This is a genomic window from Pedobacter sp. TM02 (assembly GCF_059705275.1).
On record NZ_AP046530.1, the window covers coordinates 1982417 to 1999980 of the forward strand.

Sequence of the window (17564 nt, forward strand, 5' to 3'; positions counted from 1 at the left end):
TAGAAAGATGCTAGCAGAAATCATTACCATTGGCGACGAAATCCTGATTGGTCAGGTTGTAGACACCAATTCTGCATGGATGGGCCAAGAACTGAACAAGATTGGCGTAAGCGTTAAGCAGATTACTTCGGTTTCAGACCAAGCCGAGCATATTAAACAGGCTTTAGACGAAGCGCAGCAACGTGCAGACCTGATTTTGATGACCGGCGGCTTGGGGCCAACCAAAGACGATGTAACCAAATTGACTTTGTCCAATTATTTCAATATGCCTTTGCGCAGGGACGAAGCTACTTTGGCCCATGTAACCGATATTTTTGCGCGTCTCAATAGGCCAATGATCGAGGCCAACATCAAACAGGCCGATGTTCCAGATGGTTGTACGGTGATCCAGAACAAAAACGGAACGGCTCCATGCATGTGGTTTGAGGTGAATGGAAAAATAATTGTGTCTATGCCTGGTGTTCCTTTCGAAATGATGTATTTGATGGAAGAAGAAATCCTGCCGCGCATCAAAAAAACTTTTAATCTTTCGTCAATCATCCATAAGACCATTTTAACCGCTGGTTTGGGCGAATCGTTTTTGGCGCAGCAAATCGAAGATATTGAAGAACAATTGCCCGGCTATATCAAATTGGCCTACCTGCCAAAGCTTGGTCAGGTAAGGTTGAGGCTAAGCGGTAAAGGTACCGATGAGGCGGCCTTGGAAAAAGAGATTGGGCATTTTGCGCAGCAAATCATGACGCGGATTGCCAAACATGTAGTGATTGATCAGGATATTGCCCTCGAAAAAGCAATTCTCGACCAAATGGAAGCCAAAGGGCTTACGCTCTCTACCGCCGAAAGTTGTACCGGAGGCTATATTTCGCATCTGATTACGCAGCACGCAGGTTCTTCGGCCGTATTTGCAGGCGGTGCAGTAGCTTATTCGTACGATTTGAAAGAATCTATTCTGGGCGTAAAACATGAAACATTGACCACCTTTGGCGCAGTAAGCGAGCAGACTGTAAAGGAGATGGCCCAAGGAGCCATTTCGCATTTTAAAACCGATTACGCCATTGCGGTAAGTGGTATTGCCGGTCCGGGTGGCGGCTTGCCCGGGAAACCTGTCGGAACGGTATGGATTGCTGTGGCCAGTAAGCATAAAGTAGAAGCTAAACTGTTCACTTTTGGCAACAAAAGGATTCAGAATATCGAACGCTCGGCAATGGCCGCTTTAACCATGCTGCTAAATCTCTTGAAACAAGATTTGAATTAAATCGCTAAAAAAGCGTACTTTTGCGCCCGTATACCAATTATAAACACAAGTAATTACTATGGCACAATACGAATTATTGTTACCAAAAATGGGAGAGAGTGTTGCAGAAGCGACCATTATCAAATGGACGAAACAGCCGGGAGATACCATTCAGCTGGACGATACCATATTGGAAATTGCTACCGACAAAGTAGACTCGGAAGTGCCGTCGCCAGTTGCAGGAAAGCTGGTAAAGCAGTTGTTTGCTGCTGATGATGTAGTTCAAGTAGGAGCGGTAATTGCCATTATCGAAACTGAGGGTGGCCAGCCAAGCACATCGGCTCAGGAAACGCCGGTCGCGCAAGAAGCTCCAGCTGTTGCCGAAGCCAATATTCCAGGCATCAGCCAATTGCCAAGTACACCCACTACATCGAATACTTCACAAGATTTTAAAGACTCGGGGCGTTTTTATTCGCCGTTGGTCAAAAATATAGCGGCGCAGGAAAATATTTCTGTGGCAGAGCTTGATCAGCTCAAAGGAAGCGGGGCCGATGGTCGCGTAACCAAGGATGACCTGCTCAATTATGTGCAACAAAAAAATGGCGGTGCGCCAGTTGCAGCCGCGCAACCTGCACAAACCAATCAGCCTGTTGCCACGCCAGCCAAGCCACAAGCAACGGTTGCACCAGCGCCAAGCTTAAGTGGTGGCGATGAAATTATTGAAATGGACAGAATGCGCAAGCTGATTGCCGATCACATGGTGATGAGCAAGCAAACTTCGCCACATGTGACTTCTTTTGTTGAAGCCGACGTAACCAATTTGGTGAAATGGCGCGATAGGGTGAAAAAGACCTTCGAACAAAGGGAGAACGAAAAAATTACCTTTACGCCAATTTTTGTGGAAGCTGTTACCAAGGCGATTAAGGATTTTCCGATGATCAATGTAACGGTAAACGGAACCCAAATCATCAAAAAACGCGATATCAATATTGGTATGGCCGCGGCTTTGCCTAGCGGCAACCTCATTGTACCGGTTATCAAGAATGCAGATCAGCTGAACTTGGTTGGCTTGACCAAAGCCGTTAACGATTTGGCTTCGAGGGCACGTGCCTCTAAACTGAAACCTGACGAAACCCAAAACGGCACGTTCACTTTAACCAATGTGGGTTCTTTTGGCAATGTAATGGGCACCCCGATTATCAACCAGCCACAGGTAGCCATCTTAGCCGTTGGCGCCATTAAAAAGAAGCCGGCTGTTTTAGAAACGGAGTTTGGCGATGTAATTGCCATTCGCCACATGATGTTCCTTTCGCTTTCTTACGACCATAGGGTGGTAGATGGGGCGTTGGGTGGCTCGTTTGTCCGTCGCGTAGCCGATTATCTCGAGAACTGGGATATCAATCGAGAGATTTCTTAAAATAATTGTACGATAAAGCAAAAGGCCCGAATATTTCGGGCCTTTTTGCATAGAGACAAAACAAAAAATATGTTGAGAATAGACTTTCGATTCTTTAAGACTTCGAAAGTCGGTTTTTTTTAATTTACAAGTAATCCTTCTTCGGCAATGGCCTTGATGTCTTGTTGGCTGTAGGTGAGTTTGCCGGTTTGGGCAATAAATACGTCTTTGTTTAGCAACAACTCACGGTTTTCGATCAGGCTTTTCAAGCTGATGCTGCCAATTACGTATTTGTAGTCGTTGCGGGCAAAACGTTCGGAGATATTCTCTACCTGGAGCTTTTCTACGGTGTACTCATGTACGTAACGCAGGTAAACTTCAATGCTTACTTTGTCGGTATGGACGAGGCCGTTTTGTTGGTGGTATTTTTTATACTCGTAGCGGTAGTCGTAGCGCAAAGCAGCAATATCAGAAAGCACAGCCGCACCGGTTGGGTGGCCACCGGCACCTTTACCAAAGAAAAACTGCTTATCGGCAAAAGCGGCCTGCACAGTTACGCCATTGTATTCGTTTTCTACGTTGAACAAGAAATCGTCGGCCTTTACAAATTTGGGCAATACAAAGGTTACGATTTGCTTGGTGCTGATTTTGCGCGCCGTAGGCACCAATTTGATCTTAAAGTTTTTCTCTCTTGCATATTGGATATCGGCATCTGAAATATTTTGGATGCCTACATTTAAAATATGATCCGGATTGATAAACAAGCCATAGGCATGTGCTGTGGCTATGGTCAGTTTAAACTTAGGGTCGTAGCCACCAACGTCCAAAATGGGGTCGGTTTCGGCAAAACCCAAATCCTGTGCCTGTTGCAGCGCAGTACCGTAGCTTAGTCCTTCATTGAATATTTTAGAAAGGATGTAGTTTGATGAGCCATTGAAGATACCACTGATTCCATGCAGTAATTCATTGTCGTAGTACTCTTCCAGGTTACGGATAATCGGAATACTGCCACATACCGCTCCTTCGTACAGTAGCGAGGTGCCATGTTCGGCCTGTAGTTTCACCAGTTCTTCCAAATGGATCGCAATCATTTTTTTGTTGGCCGATACCACGTGTTTCCCATTGCTCAACGCTTTTTTGGCAATCTGGAAAGCGGCATCAGCATCGTCAATCAGCTCTACAATAGTATTGATTTCCGGATTGTCCAGGATTTCATCGTGCGAAGTGGTGAAAAGATGTGCATCCAGGCTTCGTTTCTTTTCCGGGTTTTTGATGGCTATTTTTACCACCTCTAAATTGAGGTTCTGTCCGCGGATAATATCATGAAGGCCCTGTCCAACCACACCAAATCCAAATAATCCTATTTTAAGTTTCTTGCTCATTTTTATGTTATGTTAATTCTTTAGTAAATTTTATCAGTCACTTGTTCGTTAGTCGCATTGGGCTTGGGCCATTGACTATATACATGATGGTTTTCTCTAGGCCGTTTGATGCAACTTGATGATCTTCTTGTCGCTGCTTTCCTTTAAAAAATTTCCGATAATGTTGGTCAGTTTGTCTGTCTCTATCAAAAAGCCATCGTGGCCATAGGCACAGTTGATACTGCTGAATTGCGCATCGGTAATATGTTCGGCCAAGAATTTTTGCTCGCCGATGGGGAAGAGGATATCGTTATCGATACCAATAACCAAGGTATTTGCTTCAACTTCGGCCAATGCTGCTACAATACTTTTCTTGCCACGACCCACATTATGGCTGTCCATCGCTTTGCTCAAATACCAATAGCTGTAGGCATTAAAGCGCTTGCATAGTTTCTCGCCCTGGTAGTTTTGGTAAGACGATGCCCTGTAGTTGCCGATTTTGTCGTTTACGCTTTCCAATTGTGTAGCGGCATAAGCTTCGTAGGTACGATAAGAAAGCAAGGCGATACTGCGCGCCGCTTTTAGGCCTTTCAGTCCACCATCGGGCTGATTGGCGTAAAAAGTCCTGTCGGTACTGATGGCCAAACGCTGACTTTCGTTAAAGGCGATGCCCCAGGGCGAATGCACCGCATTGGTAGCCACCAAAATCAGGTTTTCTACATTTATGGTTTTGGCAATCGACCATTCTAATGCTTGTTGTCCGCCCAAAGATCCGCCAATCAATACCTTAATGCTGTTGATCCCTAAATGGTTGGCCAATAGTTGATGCAAGCCTGCCAGATCCCTGATGGTAAATTCAGGAAAAGAAAGGTAATAAGGCTGTCCAGTTACTGGATTAATGCTCAGTGGATTGGTAGTGCCATAGTGCGAACCCAAAATATTGGCACATACAATAAAGTGCTCATTTGGGTTAAACAAGGCGCTGTTGCCGAACAGGCCGTCCCACCAATCCAACACGTCAGCATTGGCAGTTAAGGCGTGGCAAGCCCAAATTACATTGTCTTTGTTGGCATTCAGTTTTCCATAAGTCTGATAGGCGATTTCTACATTGCGTAGTTTTTTGCCGCTTTCTAACTTAAAGAGCTTAGGGTATTTATAAGTGGCTGTAGTACTCATTTTCTGTTGGTGGTATATGTAGGGTTTGGATGTTGGAAAGTTGAAGGGTTAAACTAGCAAACTGTTAACTGGCAATTGAGAACTGACAACTGAAAAAGCTTGTTCAAAATCGGCGATGATATCGTCGATATGCTCAATGCCTACAGAAACGCGCAACAGGTTTGGCGTAACGCCGGCTGCAATTTGTTCGTCGATGCTGAGTTGCTGATGCGTAGTGGCCGATGGCTGGATGATCAATGTTTTGGCGTCGCCCACATTGGCCAAATGGCTTACCAATTTTAAGCTGTCGACGAAGGCAATGGCCTGTTCCTTATCGCCGTTCAGTTCGAATGAAAGCACAGCCCCAAATCCGTTGCGCAGGTATTTTTTGGCATTGGCATGGTAAGGACTGCTTTCCAGGCCAGGATAGTTTACCTTAGCTACTGCCGGATGGTTTTCGAGCCAAGTTGCCAAAGCCAGCGCATTTTCTACATGGCGTTGTACACGCAATGACAGGGTTTCCAATCCTTGGAGCAACAAGAAAGAATTGAAAGGTGCCAATGCCGGACCAAAATCCCGCAGGCCTTCAACACGGGCACGGATAATGAACTGGATGTTGCCAAACGGGCCGTCTTGTCCGAAAACATCGTCGAAAATCAAGCCATGGTACCCTTCGGCTGGTTCGATAAATTGAAAGAATTTGCCGTTGCCCCAATTGTAGTTGCCACCGTCAACAATTACGCCGCCGATGCTGGTGCCATGTCCGCCAATCCATTTGGTGGCCGATTGTACCACCACATGTGCCCCATGTTCCAATGGTTTAAACAGATAGCCGGCTGCACCAAATGTGTTGTCTACAATTAGTGGCAGGTCGTATTGTTTGGCAATGGCCGCTATTTTCTCAAAATCGGGAATGCTAAACGAAGGATTGCCAATGGTTTCTACATAAATAGCTTTGGTATTGCCATCAATCTTGCTTGCGAAGTCGGCAGGATCATCGCCGTTGGCAAAACGGGTTTCGATGCCCAAACGCTTAAAGGCTACCTTGAATTGGTTGTAAGTACCGCCATATAAGTGGCTCGAGGCTACAAAATTATCGCCTGCCTGCAAAATGTTGTTCAAGGCAATAAATTGGGCAGCTTGTCCAGAACCTACGGCCAAGGCGGCAACTCCACCCTCTAATGCGGCAATCCTTTTTTCGAATACATCGGTGGTAGGATTCATTAAACGGGTGTAAATGTTGCCGAATTCTTTTAGCGCAAAGAGGTTGGCGCCATGTTCAGAATTTTTAAAGCCATAAGAAGTGGTTTGATAGATAGGTACGGCTCTTGAGCCAGTTGTAGGGTCTATTTCTTGTCCAGCGTGCAGCTGTAGGGTTTCGAATTTATAGGATGTTGACATGATTTCTAAGTTTAAATTGTAAATGCCTGAAACGATAAGTTGATTACGTTTGCCTGAAGTAGGCGAGTGGCTATTTTTGGCTTAAATCCAGCATTAGCCGTTAGCGTACCCTAATTTTTTAGGGCCTTCCAAATTGAACATACAAAGGGGAAGAATTTTGTGCTTAGTATATGCGACAGCACATACAACACATCAACTGTGCGTTACAGCAAAACTGATTTACATTTAAAAATGAAACCGACTGTTTGGGTTTTGAACCTGAATTTTCGCTAAGGAGCGACGATGAATTGAACTTTTTCATTTTCTTCAATTTATATTTCCAAACAACACCATGTTGCCCGGTCAGGAATTGGCACCTTCTCCGTTAGGGAGGGTTGCCAGTGGGTCAAAGAGCCTGTCTCTCGCCACTTCTTTATAAATCAAATCTTTAAAAGATATTGACTTGGAAATTCAGCTTTCGCCGAATAATGTTCCAAAGATATGTGAAAATCTGAAAACCTGCAAAATAAAATTTCGATTTATTTTTAAGTTATTGATTTTGAGTTATTTGCTGTAAATGGTTATGGACTAATAGTGGATGGTAGGTGGTCCATGTCCCATAAACTATTGCTATACAAATGCCAGTGCTTGGTCTAGGTCGGCAATCAAATCATCGATATGCTCTAAGCCAACCGAAATCCGAATTAAATTTTGTGGCGTTTTGGTATCGGGACCTTCAACTGATGCACGGTGCTCAATAAGGCTTTCTACGCCGCCCAGACTGGTTGCTTGTGCAAATAGGCTTACCTTGTTTACTACTGTTCTGGCTGCCGTGGCATCGCCATTAACCAAAATAGAAAGCATGCCACCAAAACCACTCATCTGTTTTTTGGCGATCTCGTGTTGCGGGTGCGAAGCTAAGCCTGGATAATAAACTCCTGCTATTTTAGGATGTTGCGCTAAGTGTTGCGCCAATTTTTCGGCATTTTCGCAATGTCCTTTCATGCGGTAGGCCAATGTTTTGAGGCTGCGCAACAGCAAAAAGCAATCGAAAGGAGAGGGTACTGCGCCACCAATCTGCTGAATATTTTTGATTTTCTCCCAAAATTCGTCTTTACGCGCCGTAGTTAAGCAACCGCCCAGTACATCGCTGTGGCCCCCAATGTACTTGGTGGTAGAGTGCATCACAATAGCGGCTCCCAACTTGATAGGGTTTTGCAAGCTGGGCGAAGCAAAGGTACTGTCGCAGGCAAAAATGAGTTGGTGTTTTTTGCAAATCGCCGCCAGCGCCTCAATGTCCGTAATTTTTAAAAGCGGGTTGGATGGCGTTTCGGCCCAAATTAGCGCTGTATTGGGTTTAATATGGTTGGCTACGGCCGAATGATCGGTCAGGTCAATAAAATCGAAAGTAAGGGTAGCCGCAAAAATGCTTTGCAGCTGTTTCTTAAAACCCCAGTACATATCGTCGGGGGCAATAATGTGGCTACCGGGTTCCAGTGCCTGAAATACAGCCATTCCGGCAGTATTTCCCGAAGAAAACGCGCAGCTGTCTTCGCCAAATTCGAGTGCGGTTATTACACTTTCCAGGGCCGATCGGTTTGGATTGCTCACTCTGCTATACATATGTCCGCCAGGGTAGCCGCCATCTTCGCCCCTTAAAAAAGTAGTAGAGAGGCTTATTGGCATGGTGACGTCGCCCGTAGAGCTTTGGGTTAAATGAAGAGCATGTATGGCCGCAGTTTCTGGTTTCATTTTTCAGGCTTAATTACTAGGGATTTAAAGCAAAGCTAAATTTTAATCTTAAAAGTTGTAGATTTTGGCAAGATTTGTGTAATTAGCATATTAAAAAACAAGTATATGAAAAGAATATTTTTAATAGCGGCTTTAATTTGTAGTTCAATAATAGTTTTACAAAGCTGTTCTCCGAAAACAACATCAGGCGCACCAGCCGTAAAGAGAAGCGGTGTAACCGGAAATTGGGTGCTCAATAACATTACTTTTGACGGTATTCCTGATATCGCGGTGAAATCGTTCTTGGGCGAAAGCTCTTATAAATGTTTTATTGGCAGTACTTGGAACCTGACCAATAGTGGCAATGGAAGCTACAGTTTGCCATCAAGTGCCACTTGTGCAGCCAAAACACAGACTATTTTCTGGTCAGTAAATGCGGCAGATGGAACTTTTCAGTTTAAAAAACTTTATGAAGGCGATAAAGCTAAAAACGTAACCGAAGGCTATCGCTTAATGCTGGCCGCTGCCGATGATGTGAACATGACCATCAAATCGCCAATCGAATACGGCAACAAAACCGCCTATATCGTAATGAACTTTTCGAAAGCGGCCAAATAGGCAAAGCTTAAAAGATAAAGAGCCATAGTCGATTGATTATGGCTCTTTTTGTTGATGGGTATTCCATCGGCGTACAAGCTGTTTTAGGCACGACTTGAGTACAAGTCTGAGCGGGTAACCAAATGAATAATGCTTGTCGGTGATTGCTACTTGTTCAAAACCTCGATTTCGGTCAGGACTGAAAGAGCTAAATCTGAAGCAAAATCGCTATTCAAAACCGCCAACTGTCAACCCACTATCGGATATCGTTTCTAAATAAGCCATTTTTACAAGAAAATGATGTTCAATTAGGTCATTGTTGTACTTTTGCCTAAACATTAATAAAGGATGGCAGTGCAAGCTTTAGATATTCTTCTCCACAATCCAACTCTTTCGGCACCTCTACTCGCCATAGCTAAAAAGGTAAAAGCCGGCGAACGAATTACTTTTGATGAAGGCGTATACCTGTATGAGCATGCAGAGCTTGGTTATTTGGGTATTTTGGCCAATTATATTCGCGAAAAAAAACATGGCGACTTGACTTATTTCAATCGCAATTTTCACTTGGAACCTACTAATCTGTGCGTTTACGATTGTAAATTCTGTTCTTACTCGAGACTGATCAAGCAAAAGGAAGAAGGGTGGGCGCTAACCATGGAAGAAATGATGGACGTAGTGAGGAAGTACGACAATGAGCCCGTTACCGAAGTACATATTGTTGGGGGCGTTTTGCCACAGTACGATGTCGCTTTTTATTCGGCCTTGTTTACTGCCATAAAAAAGCACCGTCCGGCCTTGCATGTAAAAGCCTTAACACCTGTTGAGTACCACTATATTTTCAAGAAAGCTAAAATCGATTATGCCACAGGCATGAAATTGATGAAAGATGCCGGATTGGAATCAATTCCAGGAGGCGGTGCAGAGATTTTCCATCCCGAAATCCGCGAGCAGATTGCCAAAGATAAGTGCACGGCCGACCAATGGCTAGCCATACACGAAGAATGGCACAAATTGGGCATGCGCTCAAATGCCACCATGCTTTACGGACATATCGAAAAGTTTGCGCATCGGGTTGACCATATGGAGCGTTTGCGCCAGTTGCAAGATAAAACCGGAGGCTTCCAAACTTTTATTCCATTAAAGTTCAGGAATCAACATAATCAAATGAGCCATGTAGCCGAAGTTTCGGTGGTTGAAGATTTGAGAAACTATGCGATTGCCCGTATTTATATGGACAATTTCGATCATATCAAGGCCTATTGGGCAATGATTAGCAGGGAAACTGCCCAGCTGTCGCTCAATTTTGGCGTGGATGACATTGATGGCACCTTAGACGATACCACCAAAATTTATTCGATGGCTGGCGCCGAAGAGCAAAACCCGGCTATGAGTACCAAAGAACTGGTAGACCTGATTAAGCATGTAGGCCGTAAGCCCATAGAAAGAGATACCTTGTACAATGTAGTAACCGATTATACTGAAGTTGTATTTGAAGAAGAGGCGAAGCCTCAATACTACAAACTACCGGTGATAAACTAACCGCTAACTTTTAACCTTAAAACCCTCCAACTTTTAATCCCCTTCAATGAAAGAACTCTATATCATCAGACATGGCGAAACCGAATTGAACCGCCTGGGCATTGTACAGGGGCGTGGCGTAGACAGCGATCTGAATGATACTGGAAGAAAGCAGGGACAGGCATTTTTTGATCACTATCAAACGGTTCCCTTTGCTAAAATCTACACTTCCAGCTTAAAACGTACCCATCAAACTGTACAAGGCTTTATAGATTTAGGCCTGCCATGGCAACAATTGGAAGGTTTAGACGAGCTGGCTTGGGGTTTATGGGAAGGTCAGCCGAATACCGAAGAGGCGCGCCGTGCTTTTATGCAATTGGTAGAAGCTTGGCAAAACGGCGACTACGATGCCAAGTTTGAGGGGGGCGAAAGTCCGAACGAAGTACTGGCACGCTTAAAGGATGCCGTTGAGGTTATGGTAAGCCAAGCCGATGAGAAGACGGTGCTGGTTTGCATGCACGGCAGAGCCATGCGCTTGTTGCTATGTTATTTAAGCCATAAGCCTTTATCTGAAATGGCAGATTTTCCGCACCAGAACACCGTGCTTTATAAGGTAGGTTACGAAAACGGCCACTTCACCATCATCGATTTTAATAATATTGACCATTTAAAGAATTTGTCGGCTGTTTAAGCCATTGGCATTTTGCAACGACGAACTAGAAAGAATAAACGATATATTTTGAACAAGATTAAGATTTCTGCAGTTTCCTATACCAATACCAAACCTTTTATTGACGGAATTGAAAGATCTGAAGTGAAGAACCAGATTGATTTAAGCTTAGATATTCCTTCAGATTGTGCACAAAAACTGATTACTAACCAAGTAGATATAGGCTTGATACCTGTAGCGGCTTTTCCGCAGGTACCCCATGCCCATATCATCGGCTCTTATTGCATAGGTTCGGTTGGTGCGGTAAATTCGGTATTTATTTTTGCCGACGTTCCCGTGCAGGAAATCAAAACCCTGAAGCTCGATCCGCAATCGCGTACCTCCAACAATTTGGCCAAGGTTTTGCTCAAGTTCCATTTTAAAGTTGAAGTAGATTTTGTAACCGATCAGGAGGCGAAAACCGATGCCATGGTGCTGATTGGCGACCGTACATTTGGCCGCAAAGACGATTTTGCCTATGCCTACGATATGGGCGAGGAGTGGATGAAATTTACCGGCTTGCCTTTTTTGTATGCGGCTTGGATAGCCAATAAAACCATTCCGCAAGCATTTATAACCGAATTTGATGAAGCTTTAAAACAAGGTTTGGCACACCGAAAAGAACTGTTGCAACAATTGGCCCCAATTCCTAATTTCGACCTCGACGATTACCTTTTCCATAAACTTGATTTCGACCTAACTCCAGAGAAAAGACAAGCCATGGAGCTGTTTTTGGGGTATATACAACAGCTGTAGCCACGATGGTCAAACTGATAGAAAGAGCTGAGTGCATCAAGATATACCCCGTTTTTCCGCTAAGAAAATACAATAAGTTAATAGATGAGGAAGAGTATTTTTATCCGGAATGCTTCTCTTTTTTTGAATTAACCCTGAAGGCCAAATCATTTAAACATCGCGCCAAGTTGGTAGCCAAAGCATTAAGAAAGCTATTTGAAAAGCTTGAAATTGATTCTTTGATTTTTCTTGGAGACGAAGCCATTACATGGAGATTTAGAGAGCATATTGATTTTGTAAAACCTGTTAAAAAAGCTTTTAAATATCTAAAAGCACTAAAGATTAAAAAGAAATTTGATGGTGGCTTAGAGCTTAGCCTTGCAGAAGCATTTTGCTTTTGGAAGCACCTTGCTTGGTTGAGCAGAACCAATGGAATTTTACAGTATGTTCATTTTATAGACAAAGAACAGCATTTGATTTTGTCTATTTGCCAATATGGAAATGTTCACGTAAGTGTAAGGAATAAAGAAACAGATGAGCTGTTTAGGAATTTGCTGGAACAAAGCAAGCTAAATATAAGGCCTTGCTCTCCAAATCAGATCTAAGAGGTTAAAATACTGTGTGTTATAGCTCAAATCTGAAAGCCTCCCTAGTTGCGCAACATCCAGCATTAAGAGATTTTTGCTCTTGCTGATTTTGCTTCATCAACAAGAGCAAAAGCTCAAAATAAAAAATCTATTTTTTAGCTTTAGCAACTGCTTTTTTTGGTAATGTAACTTTATTTTCAGTAGGTGTTCCGGTAGCGGAATCCTCTTTTTTAACCACTTTTTTTGACGTTTTTATAGGCTCAGCTGCGATAGTGGCTTCTTTTTTAGTCTTGATTGCCTTATTTGGAGTGGCTTCCGGCGTAATTTCAACATCCTTTTTAGTGGTTGTTTTTTTGGTTTTTGCAGGCGCTAATGTTTCGGTATCCGCCTGTTCTGCAACAGCTTTTGTCTTTTTAACGGCAATTTTAGGTTCCTTGGCTGCTGTTTCTTTCTTAGCTTTGGCAACAGGTTTGGCTTTTGCAACCGGCTCTTCCTCAGTTGCTTCCTTTTTGGTGGGCTTAGCTTTTTGAGGCGCAGCTGCTACAGACAATTCTTCTTTTACAGGAACTGCTTTAACAACTGGTCCCTGCAGGTAGATTTCTAATATTTGCTTCAAATAAAGATCCGGCTTTGGCATCCTTACTAGGGTTCCGGGTTCTTTGTCTTGCGATTGTTTAATGTAGGCCGATTTTATTTTGCCCCAGTCTTTAGAATAGAGTTTGATAAACATGGCTATAAACTCTTCGTGGGTATATTTTTTAGGCAATCTGCCCAACACGACCTGTATTTTTTCTTCTTTTCTATGTAATATTGCCATTAGCTTTAATTTCTGCAAAGATAGCCTAATTATTGGCGATTTAAGATTTGGTTGATTAAAATAGCTATATTCATTATGAATGAGCTAAGAGTTGGCGAGGATCAAACCTTGTTTTAAAGGTTTTGATGTGACTGTTTTCCGGTGCGTATCGGGTGTCCATGGTCTCAACAAACCTCGGGTTATTTAAATAGGTGCTTGTTTTGGCAAAATTATCGGCATTAAGTACAACTAAAAATTCCTGTACAATCACTTTAGTTTCCATCCTTTTAGGTATTGGTTATGAATTACAAACAAAGGCATCGGCTTTGGGTTTTGACAATCGGTTACCTCTTAACATTTCACATATTTTCTCCACAAACGTTTTATCGCTACGCCACAAGATAGTATATTTACGGTTTATAAATTCAGAACAATTTTGGCGAAGGCAACAGCGAAAGAAACCCCATTAATGCAACAGTACAATACCATCAAGGCTAAATATCCTGGTGCGCTATTGTTATTCAGAGTAGGAGATTTTTACGAAACATTTGGCGAAGATGCCGTTAAAACTGCCCAGATTTTGGGCATCGTGCTCACCAAAAGGGGAACCGGGCCAAACGGGGCCTTGGAACTTGCCGGATTTCCACATCATTCGCTCGAAAATTACCTGTCTAAATTGGTGAGAGCTGGACAAAGGGTGGCGATTTGCGATCAGCTCGAAGATCCCAAAATGACCAAAACTATCGTAAAGCGCGGGGTTACCGAATTGGTTACACCCGGAGTAGCTTACAACGACAACATCCTGAGCCAAAAAGCCAACAATTACCTCGCTGCTGTTTTCTTCGACAAGCAAACCATGGGCGTGGCCTTTTGCGATATCTCTACCGGCGAATTTCTAATCGCCCAAGGCAGTTCCGAATACATCGACAAGCTTTTGCAGAGCTTTAGGCCTACGGAAGTGGTTTTTCAAAAACATAAGCGCCAGGATTTTTTCAATCTCTTTGGCGATAAATTCTATACTTTCGGCTTAGACGATTGGGCTTTTACAGCCGATTATGCCAACGAAACCCTAACCAAACATTTTGAGGTTAACTCGCTCAAAGGTTTTGGGGTCGACAAGTTGCAGGCTGGTGTAATTGCAGCAGGAGTGGTGCTGTATTACCTGGGCGAAACCGAACACCGTAACCTGCAGCATATCACTTCCATTTCGAGGATTGAAGAAGACCGCTACATGTGGCTCGACCGTTTTACCATCCGCAACCTGGAATTGGTAAGCACGGCCAACGATAATGGCGTTACCTTGTTCAATGTGCTTGATCAAACTTGTACGCCCATGGGTGCGCGCCTGTTGCACAAATGGATTGTCATGCCTTTAAAAGAACTGAAGCCTATTCAGGAGCGCTTGGGCATGGTCGATTATTTGGTAAAGCATGAAACCTTGCTCGAAGAGTTTCTGGGCCACATCAAACCAATCGGCGATTTAGAACGCCTGATTTCGAAAGTAGGCCTGCAAAAGGCGGGGCCGCGCGAACTGTTGCAACTGAAAAGGGCATTGGGGCATATTGAAGAGGTCAAACAACTGGCCGAAAAGACTGAAAACCCGTTTCTCACAGCCTTGGCCTCGCAACTTAATCCTTGTTTAAGCATTAAAGAACGACTGGAAAGAGAACTGCAACCCGATCCTCCGGCCTTGCTGATTAAAGGCAATGTCATAGCCGATGGCATTGACGAAGAGCTGGACCGTTTGCGTAAAATTGCCTACGGAGGCAAAGAGTATCTGGTCGAAATCCAGAAAAGAGAAGCGGCCAGTACGGGCATTCCGTCGCTTAAAATATCTTTTAACAACGTATTTGGTTATTACCTCGAAGTTACCCATACCCACAAAGACAAAGTACCCGAAAGCTGGATCCGTAAACAGACCTTGGTTAATGCCGAGCGCTACATTACCCCAGAACTGAAGGAGTATGAAGAGCAGATTTTAGGTGCCGAAGAAAAAATACAGGCCATCGAAGTCAGGCTGTACAACGAGCTGATGTTTCAAGTGGCGCATTACATCAAGCCTATCCAGCTGAATGCTTTTTTAACAGCGCAACTGGATGTATTGCTTTGCTTTGCACAATTGGCCATCAAAAACCATTATGTAAAGCCAGAGCTTAATCAAAAAAAAGAACTCGATATTAAAGGCGGGCGGCATCCGGTTATCGAAAAGCAATTGCCAACTGGCGACGAATACATTACCAATGATGTGTTTTTGGATAATGAAGGCCAGCAGATTATCATCATTACTGGTCCCAACATGTCGGGTAAATCGGCTATTTTACGCCAAACCGCATTAATTGTGCTCATGGCGCAGATGGGTTGCTTTGTGCCGGCCAAATCGGCCAATTTGGGGCTTACCGACAAAATATTTACCCGTGTGGGAGCTTCCGACAACCTCTCTTCGGGCGAAAGTACTTTCATGGTAGAGATGAACGAAACGGCCAGCATCCTGAACAATATTTCTGACCGGAGTTTGATTTTATTGGATGAAATTGGCCGTGGCACGAGTACTTACGACGGAATTTCTATTGCCTGGGCCATTGCCGAATTCTTGCACGAACACCCAACGGCGAGACCGAAAACGCTTTTTGCCACGCACTACCACGAGCTTAACGAGCTCGAAAACACCATGGCTCGCATCAAGAACTTTAATGTAGCCATTAAGGAAGTGGGCAGCAAAATCATTTTCTTACGCAAGCTAGTGCCTGGTGGCAGCGAACACAGTTTTGGTATACATGTAGCCAAATTGGCGGGCATGCCTTCTAAGCTGATCAGCCGGGCCAACGAAATCCTGAAACGCCTGGAAATTGACCGTACCGAGGGGCAAAGCATTAAAGACAGTATTAAAAAAGTGCAGAACCAGGCTTATCAATTGCAGATGTTTGCGGTTGATGATCCGGTATTGATCAAAATCCGTGATTCGCTAAACAACCTCGACGTGAATACCTTGACACCGGTAGAAGCTTTGCTTAAATTAGACGAGATACAGCGCTTGATTAAGAATTAGTGGGTTTGAAGTTGAAAGTTGAAAGTGAAAAGTGAAAATTTGAAAGTTGTCGACTTACGACTAATTACCAATATGACAACTACCATGGTGCTAGCCAACTAATAACTAACCACCCAACAAATAGTTGAAAAGTGGAAAACTGTTGACATTTTATCAGATTGAATTGAGTTATCTTGTGGGCATTCACCAAATCGTAATTTATGATCAAAGCCATAAACGTCAATCTGCAACGCATTCGATTTCTGAATCCACGTCTGCCTGTACAACTTGGTTTGGGTTTGTTGCTGGCGCTAACATTGGCATCTTGTGGCACCCGAAAGTATACGGCAAGGCCCGATATGAAGGCATCGAAAGTAGCAGATGCGATGGCACAGCTCAAAAGCAGGGAGCTTTACCGCTTTATTGCCGATTGGACAGGGGTGAAATACCGCTTGGGTGGTTTAGATAAAAACGGAATTGATTGCTCGGGTTTCGCTCTTTTGCTCGAAAAAAATATTTATGGCTTAACTTTGCCCAGGCGTTCGCGCGATCAGGCTGAAGCCGTAAGGAAAAAGAGCATCGGAAACTTGGAAGAAGGAGATTTGGTATTTTTCTCTTTTGGCGGCAATGAAGTAGACCATGTTGGCGTTTATTTAAATAATGACTTTTTTGTACATGCTTCTACCACAAGAGGGGTAGTGGTTGACGACCTGAATTTGCCTGTTTATCAGAATGCGATTGTAAAAACAGGAACCTTAAAATAAAAACTCTATGCGTAAAACAATTTTCTCTCTCTGTTTATTACTGGTAGCCAGTGTAAGCCTAAAGGCACAAAATCCTTTAAAAGCTGGCGATATCCTGCCAAACTTGGCCCTGTTGAGCACTAAAGGCACCGTGTACGACCTCAAGGCACAAAAACAGCCCAAAGGCTTCGTGCTTGTATTTATGACCCCAACCTGCGACCATTGCATCATGTATGAAGATAGGGTAATAGCACTTGATAAAAAATATAAATCGAAAGGCTATCCGGTTGTAGCAATTGGGCCTTATGGCGACGATCCGATTAAATATCCGCTAGATGCGATGCCCGAAATGAAGAAGATGTCGGATAAAAAGGGCTTTACTTTTCCTTATTTGTCAGACGACAAGTTTAAATATACCTTCATGCTGGGCATCAGGCAAACACCAACGGCGGTAGTCCTGCAAAAGAAACCCAATGGCTTCTTGATCAAGTACATTGGCCGTATTGACGATAACGAGGATCCGAAAGCTACGCCAAAAAACAAATATGTAGAGCAAGAGCTGAATAAATTGCTATAAGTCAAATTTCGGTCTGCGAC

Annotated in this window: 15 protein-coding genes and 1 riboswitch; of the genes, 10 read left to right on the top strand and 5 right to left on the bottom strand. The window is 43.7% G+C overall.

The genetic code is table 11. The features are described from left to right. The first annotated feature begins 7 nt into the window (after window positions 1-7). Both AC6H1S_RS08275 and AC6H1S_RS08280 read left to right on the top strand, forming a co-directional pair. Window positions 8-1255: a competence/damage-inducible protein A gene (locus AC6H1S_RS08275; RefSeq protein WP_497565849.1), complete on the top strand. Its 1248-nt coding sequence runs from the start codon at window positions 8-10 to the stop codon at window positions 1253-1255. Between the two features lie 58 nt (window positions 1256-1313). Beyond that, window positions 1314-2651 carry a dihydrolipoamide acetyltransferase family protein gene (locus tag AC6H1S_RS08280; protein ID WP_497565850.1) on the top strand — a complete coding sequence of 446 codons (1338 nt, stop codon included), beginning with the start codon at window positions 1314-1316 and terminating at the stop codon, window positions 2649-2651. Between the two features lie 119 nt (window positions 2652-2770). Here the strand turns inward: AC6H1S_RS08280 and AC6H1S_RS08285 are convergent, their stop codons facing one another. The 4 genes from AC6H1S_RS08285 to AC6H1S_RS08300 form a co-directional block, all read right to left on the bottom strand. Beyond that, window positions 2771-4012, bottom strand: coding sequence for a homoserine dehydrogenase (locus AC6H1S_RS08285; protein WP_497565851.1), 1242 nt, complete (start codon window positions 4010-4012; stop codon window positions 2771-2773). Between the two features lie 96 nt (window positions 4013-4108). After that, entirely contained in the window at window positions 4109-5167 is a 1059-nt protein-coding gene (locus AC6H1S_RS08290) for a homoserine O-acetyltransferase family protein (protein ID WP_497565852.1), read from the bottom strand. Window positions 5168-5215: 48 nt separating this feature from the next. Then, entirely contained in the window at window positions 5216-6547 is a 1332-nt protein-coding gene (locus AC6H1S_RS08295; RefSeq protein ID WP_497565853.1) for an O-acetylhomoserine aminocarboxypropyltransferase/cysteine synthase family protein, read from the bottom strand. A 308-nt stretch (window positions 6548-6855) separates the two neighbouring features. Further along, a riboswitch (SAM riboswitch) is annotated at window positions 6856-6968 on the bottom strand. Window positions 6969-7156: 188 nt separating this feature from the next. Then, a complete protein-coding gene (locus AC6H1S_RS08300; RefSeq protein WP_497565854.1) occupies window positions 7157-8278 on the bottom strand; it encodes a trans-sulfuration enzyme family protein in 1122 nt (373 codons plus the stop codon). A gap of 105 nt (window positions 8279-8383) precedes the next feature. On the opposite strand from AC6H1S_RS08300, the gene AC6H1S_RS08305 reads away from it, so the two are divergent. The 5 genes from AC6H1S_RS08305 to AC6H1S_RS08325 all read left to right on the top strand — a co-directional run bounded on the left by AC6H1S_RS08305 (window position 8384) and on the right by AC6H1S_RS08325 (window position 12421). Continuing rightward, window positions 8384-8875: a lipocalin family protein gene (locus AC6H1S_RS08305; RefSeq protein ID WP_199141431.1), complete on the top strand. Its 492-nt coding sequence runs from the start codon at window positions 8384-8386 to the stop codon at window positions 8873-8875. 327 nt (window positions 8876-9202) lie between these two features. Further along, window positions 9203-10393, top strand: a complete 1191-nt coding sequence (mqnE, locus tag AC6H1S_RS08310; protein ID WP_497565855.1) for an aminofutalosine synthase MqnE — start codon at window positions 9203-9205, stop codon at window positions 10391-10393. A gap of 46 nt (window positions 10394-10439) precedes the next feature. Continuing rightward, window positions 10440-11063: a histidine phosphatase family protein gene (locus tag AC6H1S_RS08315; protein WP_497565856.1), complete on the top strand. Its 624-nt coding sequence runs from the start codon at window positions 10440-10442 to the stop codon at window positions 11061-11063. A gap of 48 nt (window positions 11064-11111) precedes the next feature. Next, window positions 11112-11837 (top strand): menaquinone biosynthetic enzyme MqnA/MqnD family protein, encoded by a 726-nt coding sequence (locus AC6H1S_RS08320; RefSeq protein ID WP_497565857.1) that lies wholly within the window; start codon window positions 11112-11114, stop codon window positions 11835-11837. Window positions 11838-11842: 5 nt separating this feature from the next. After that, on the top strand, window positions 11843-12421 hold the full coding sequence (locus tag AC6H1S_RS08325; protein WP_497565858.1) for a hypothetical protein: 579 nt from the start codon (window positions 11843-11845) through the stop codon (window positions 12419-12421). 130 nt (window positions 12422-12551) lie between these two features. Here AC6H1S_RS08325 and AC6H1S_RS08330 read toward each other — a convergent pair whose 3' ends face one another. Next, complete coding sequence (locus AC6H1S_RS08330) at window positions 12552-13238, bottom strand: hypothetical protein (RefSeq protein WP_497565859.1); 687 nt, start codon at window positions 13236-13238, stop codon at window positions 12552-12554. A 397-nt stretch (window positions 13239-13635) separates the two neighbouring features. On the opposite strand from AC6H1S_RS08330, the gene mutS reads away from it, so the two are divergent. The 3 genes from mutS to AC6H1S_RS08345 all read left to right on the top strand — a co-directional run bounded on the left by mutS (window position 13636) and on the right by AC6H1S_RS08345 (window position 17544). Continuing rightward, complete coding sequence (gene mutS, locus AC6H1S_RS08335) at window positions 13636-16245, top strand: DNA mismatch repair protein MutS (protein WP_497565860.1); 2610 nt, start codon at window positions 13636-13638, stop codon at window positions 16243-16245. Window positions 16246-16445: 200 nt separating this feature from the next. Then, a complete protein-coding gene (locus AC6H1S_RS08340; protein ID WP_497565861.1) occupies window positions 16446-16988 on the top strand; it encodes a C40 family peptidase in 543 nt (180 codons plus the stop codon). A gap of 7 nt (window positions 16989-16995) precedes the next feature. Further along, window positions 16996-17544, top strand: a complete 549-nt coding sequence (locus AC6H1S_RS08345; RefSeq protein ID WP_199141894.1) for a redoxin domain-containing protein — start codon at window positions 16996-16998, stop codon at window positions 17542-17544. Window positions 17545-17564: the final 20 nt, after the last annotated feature.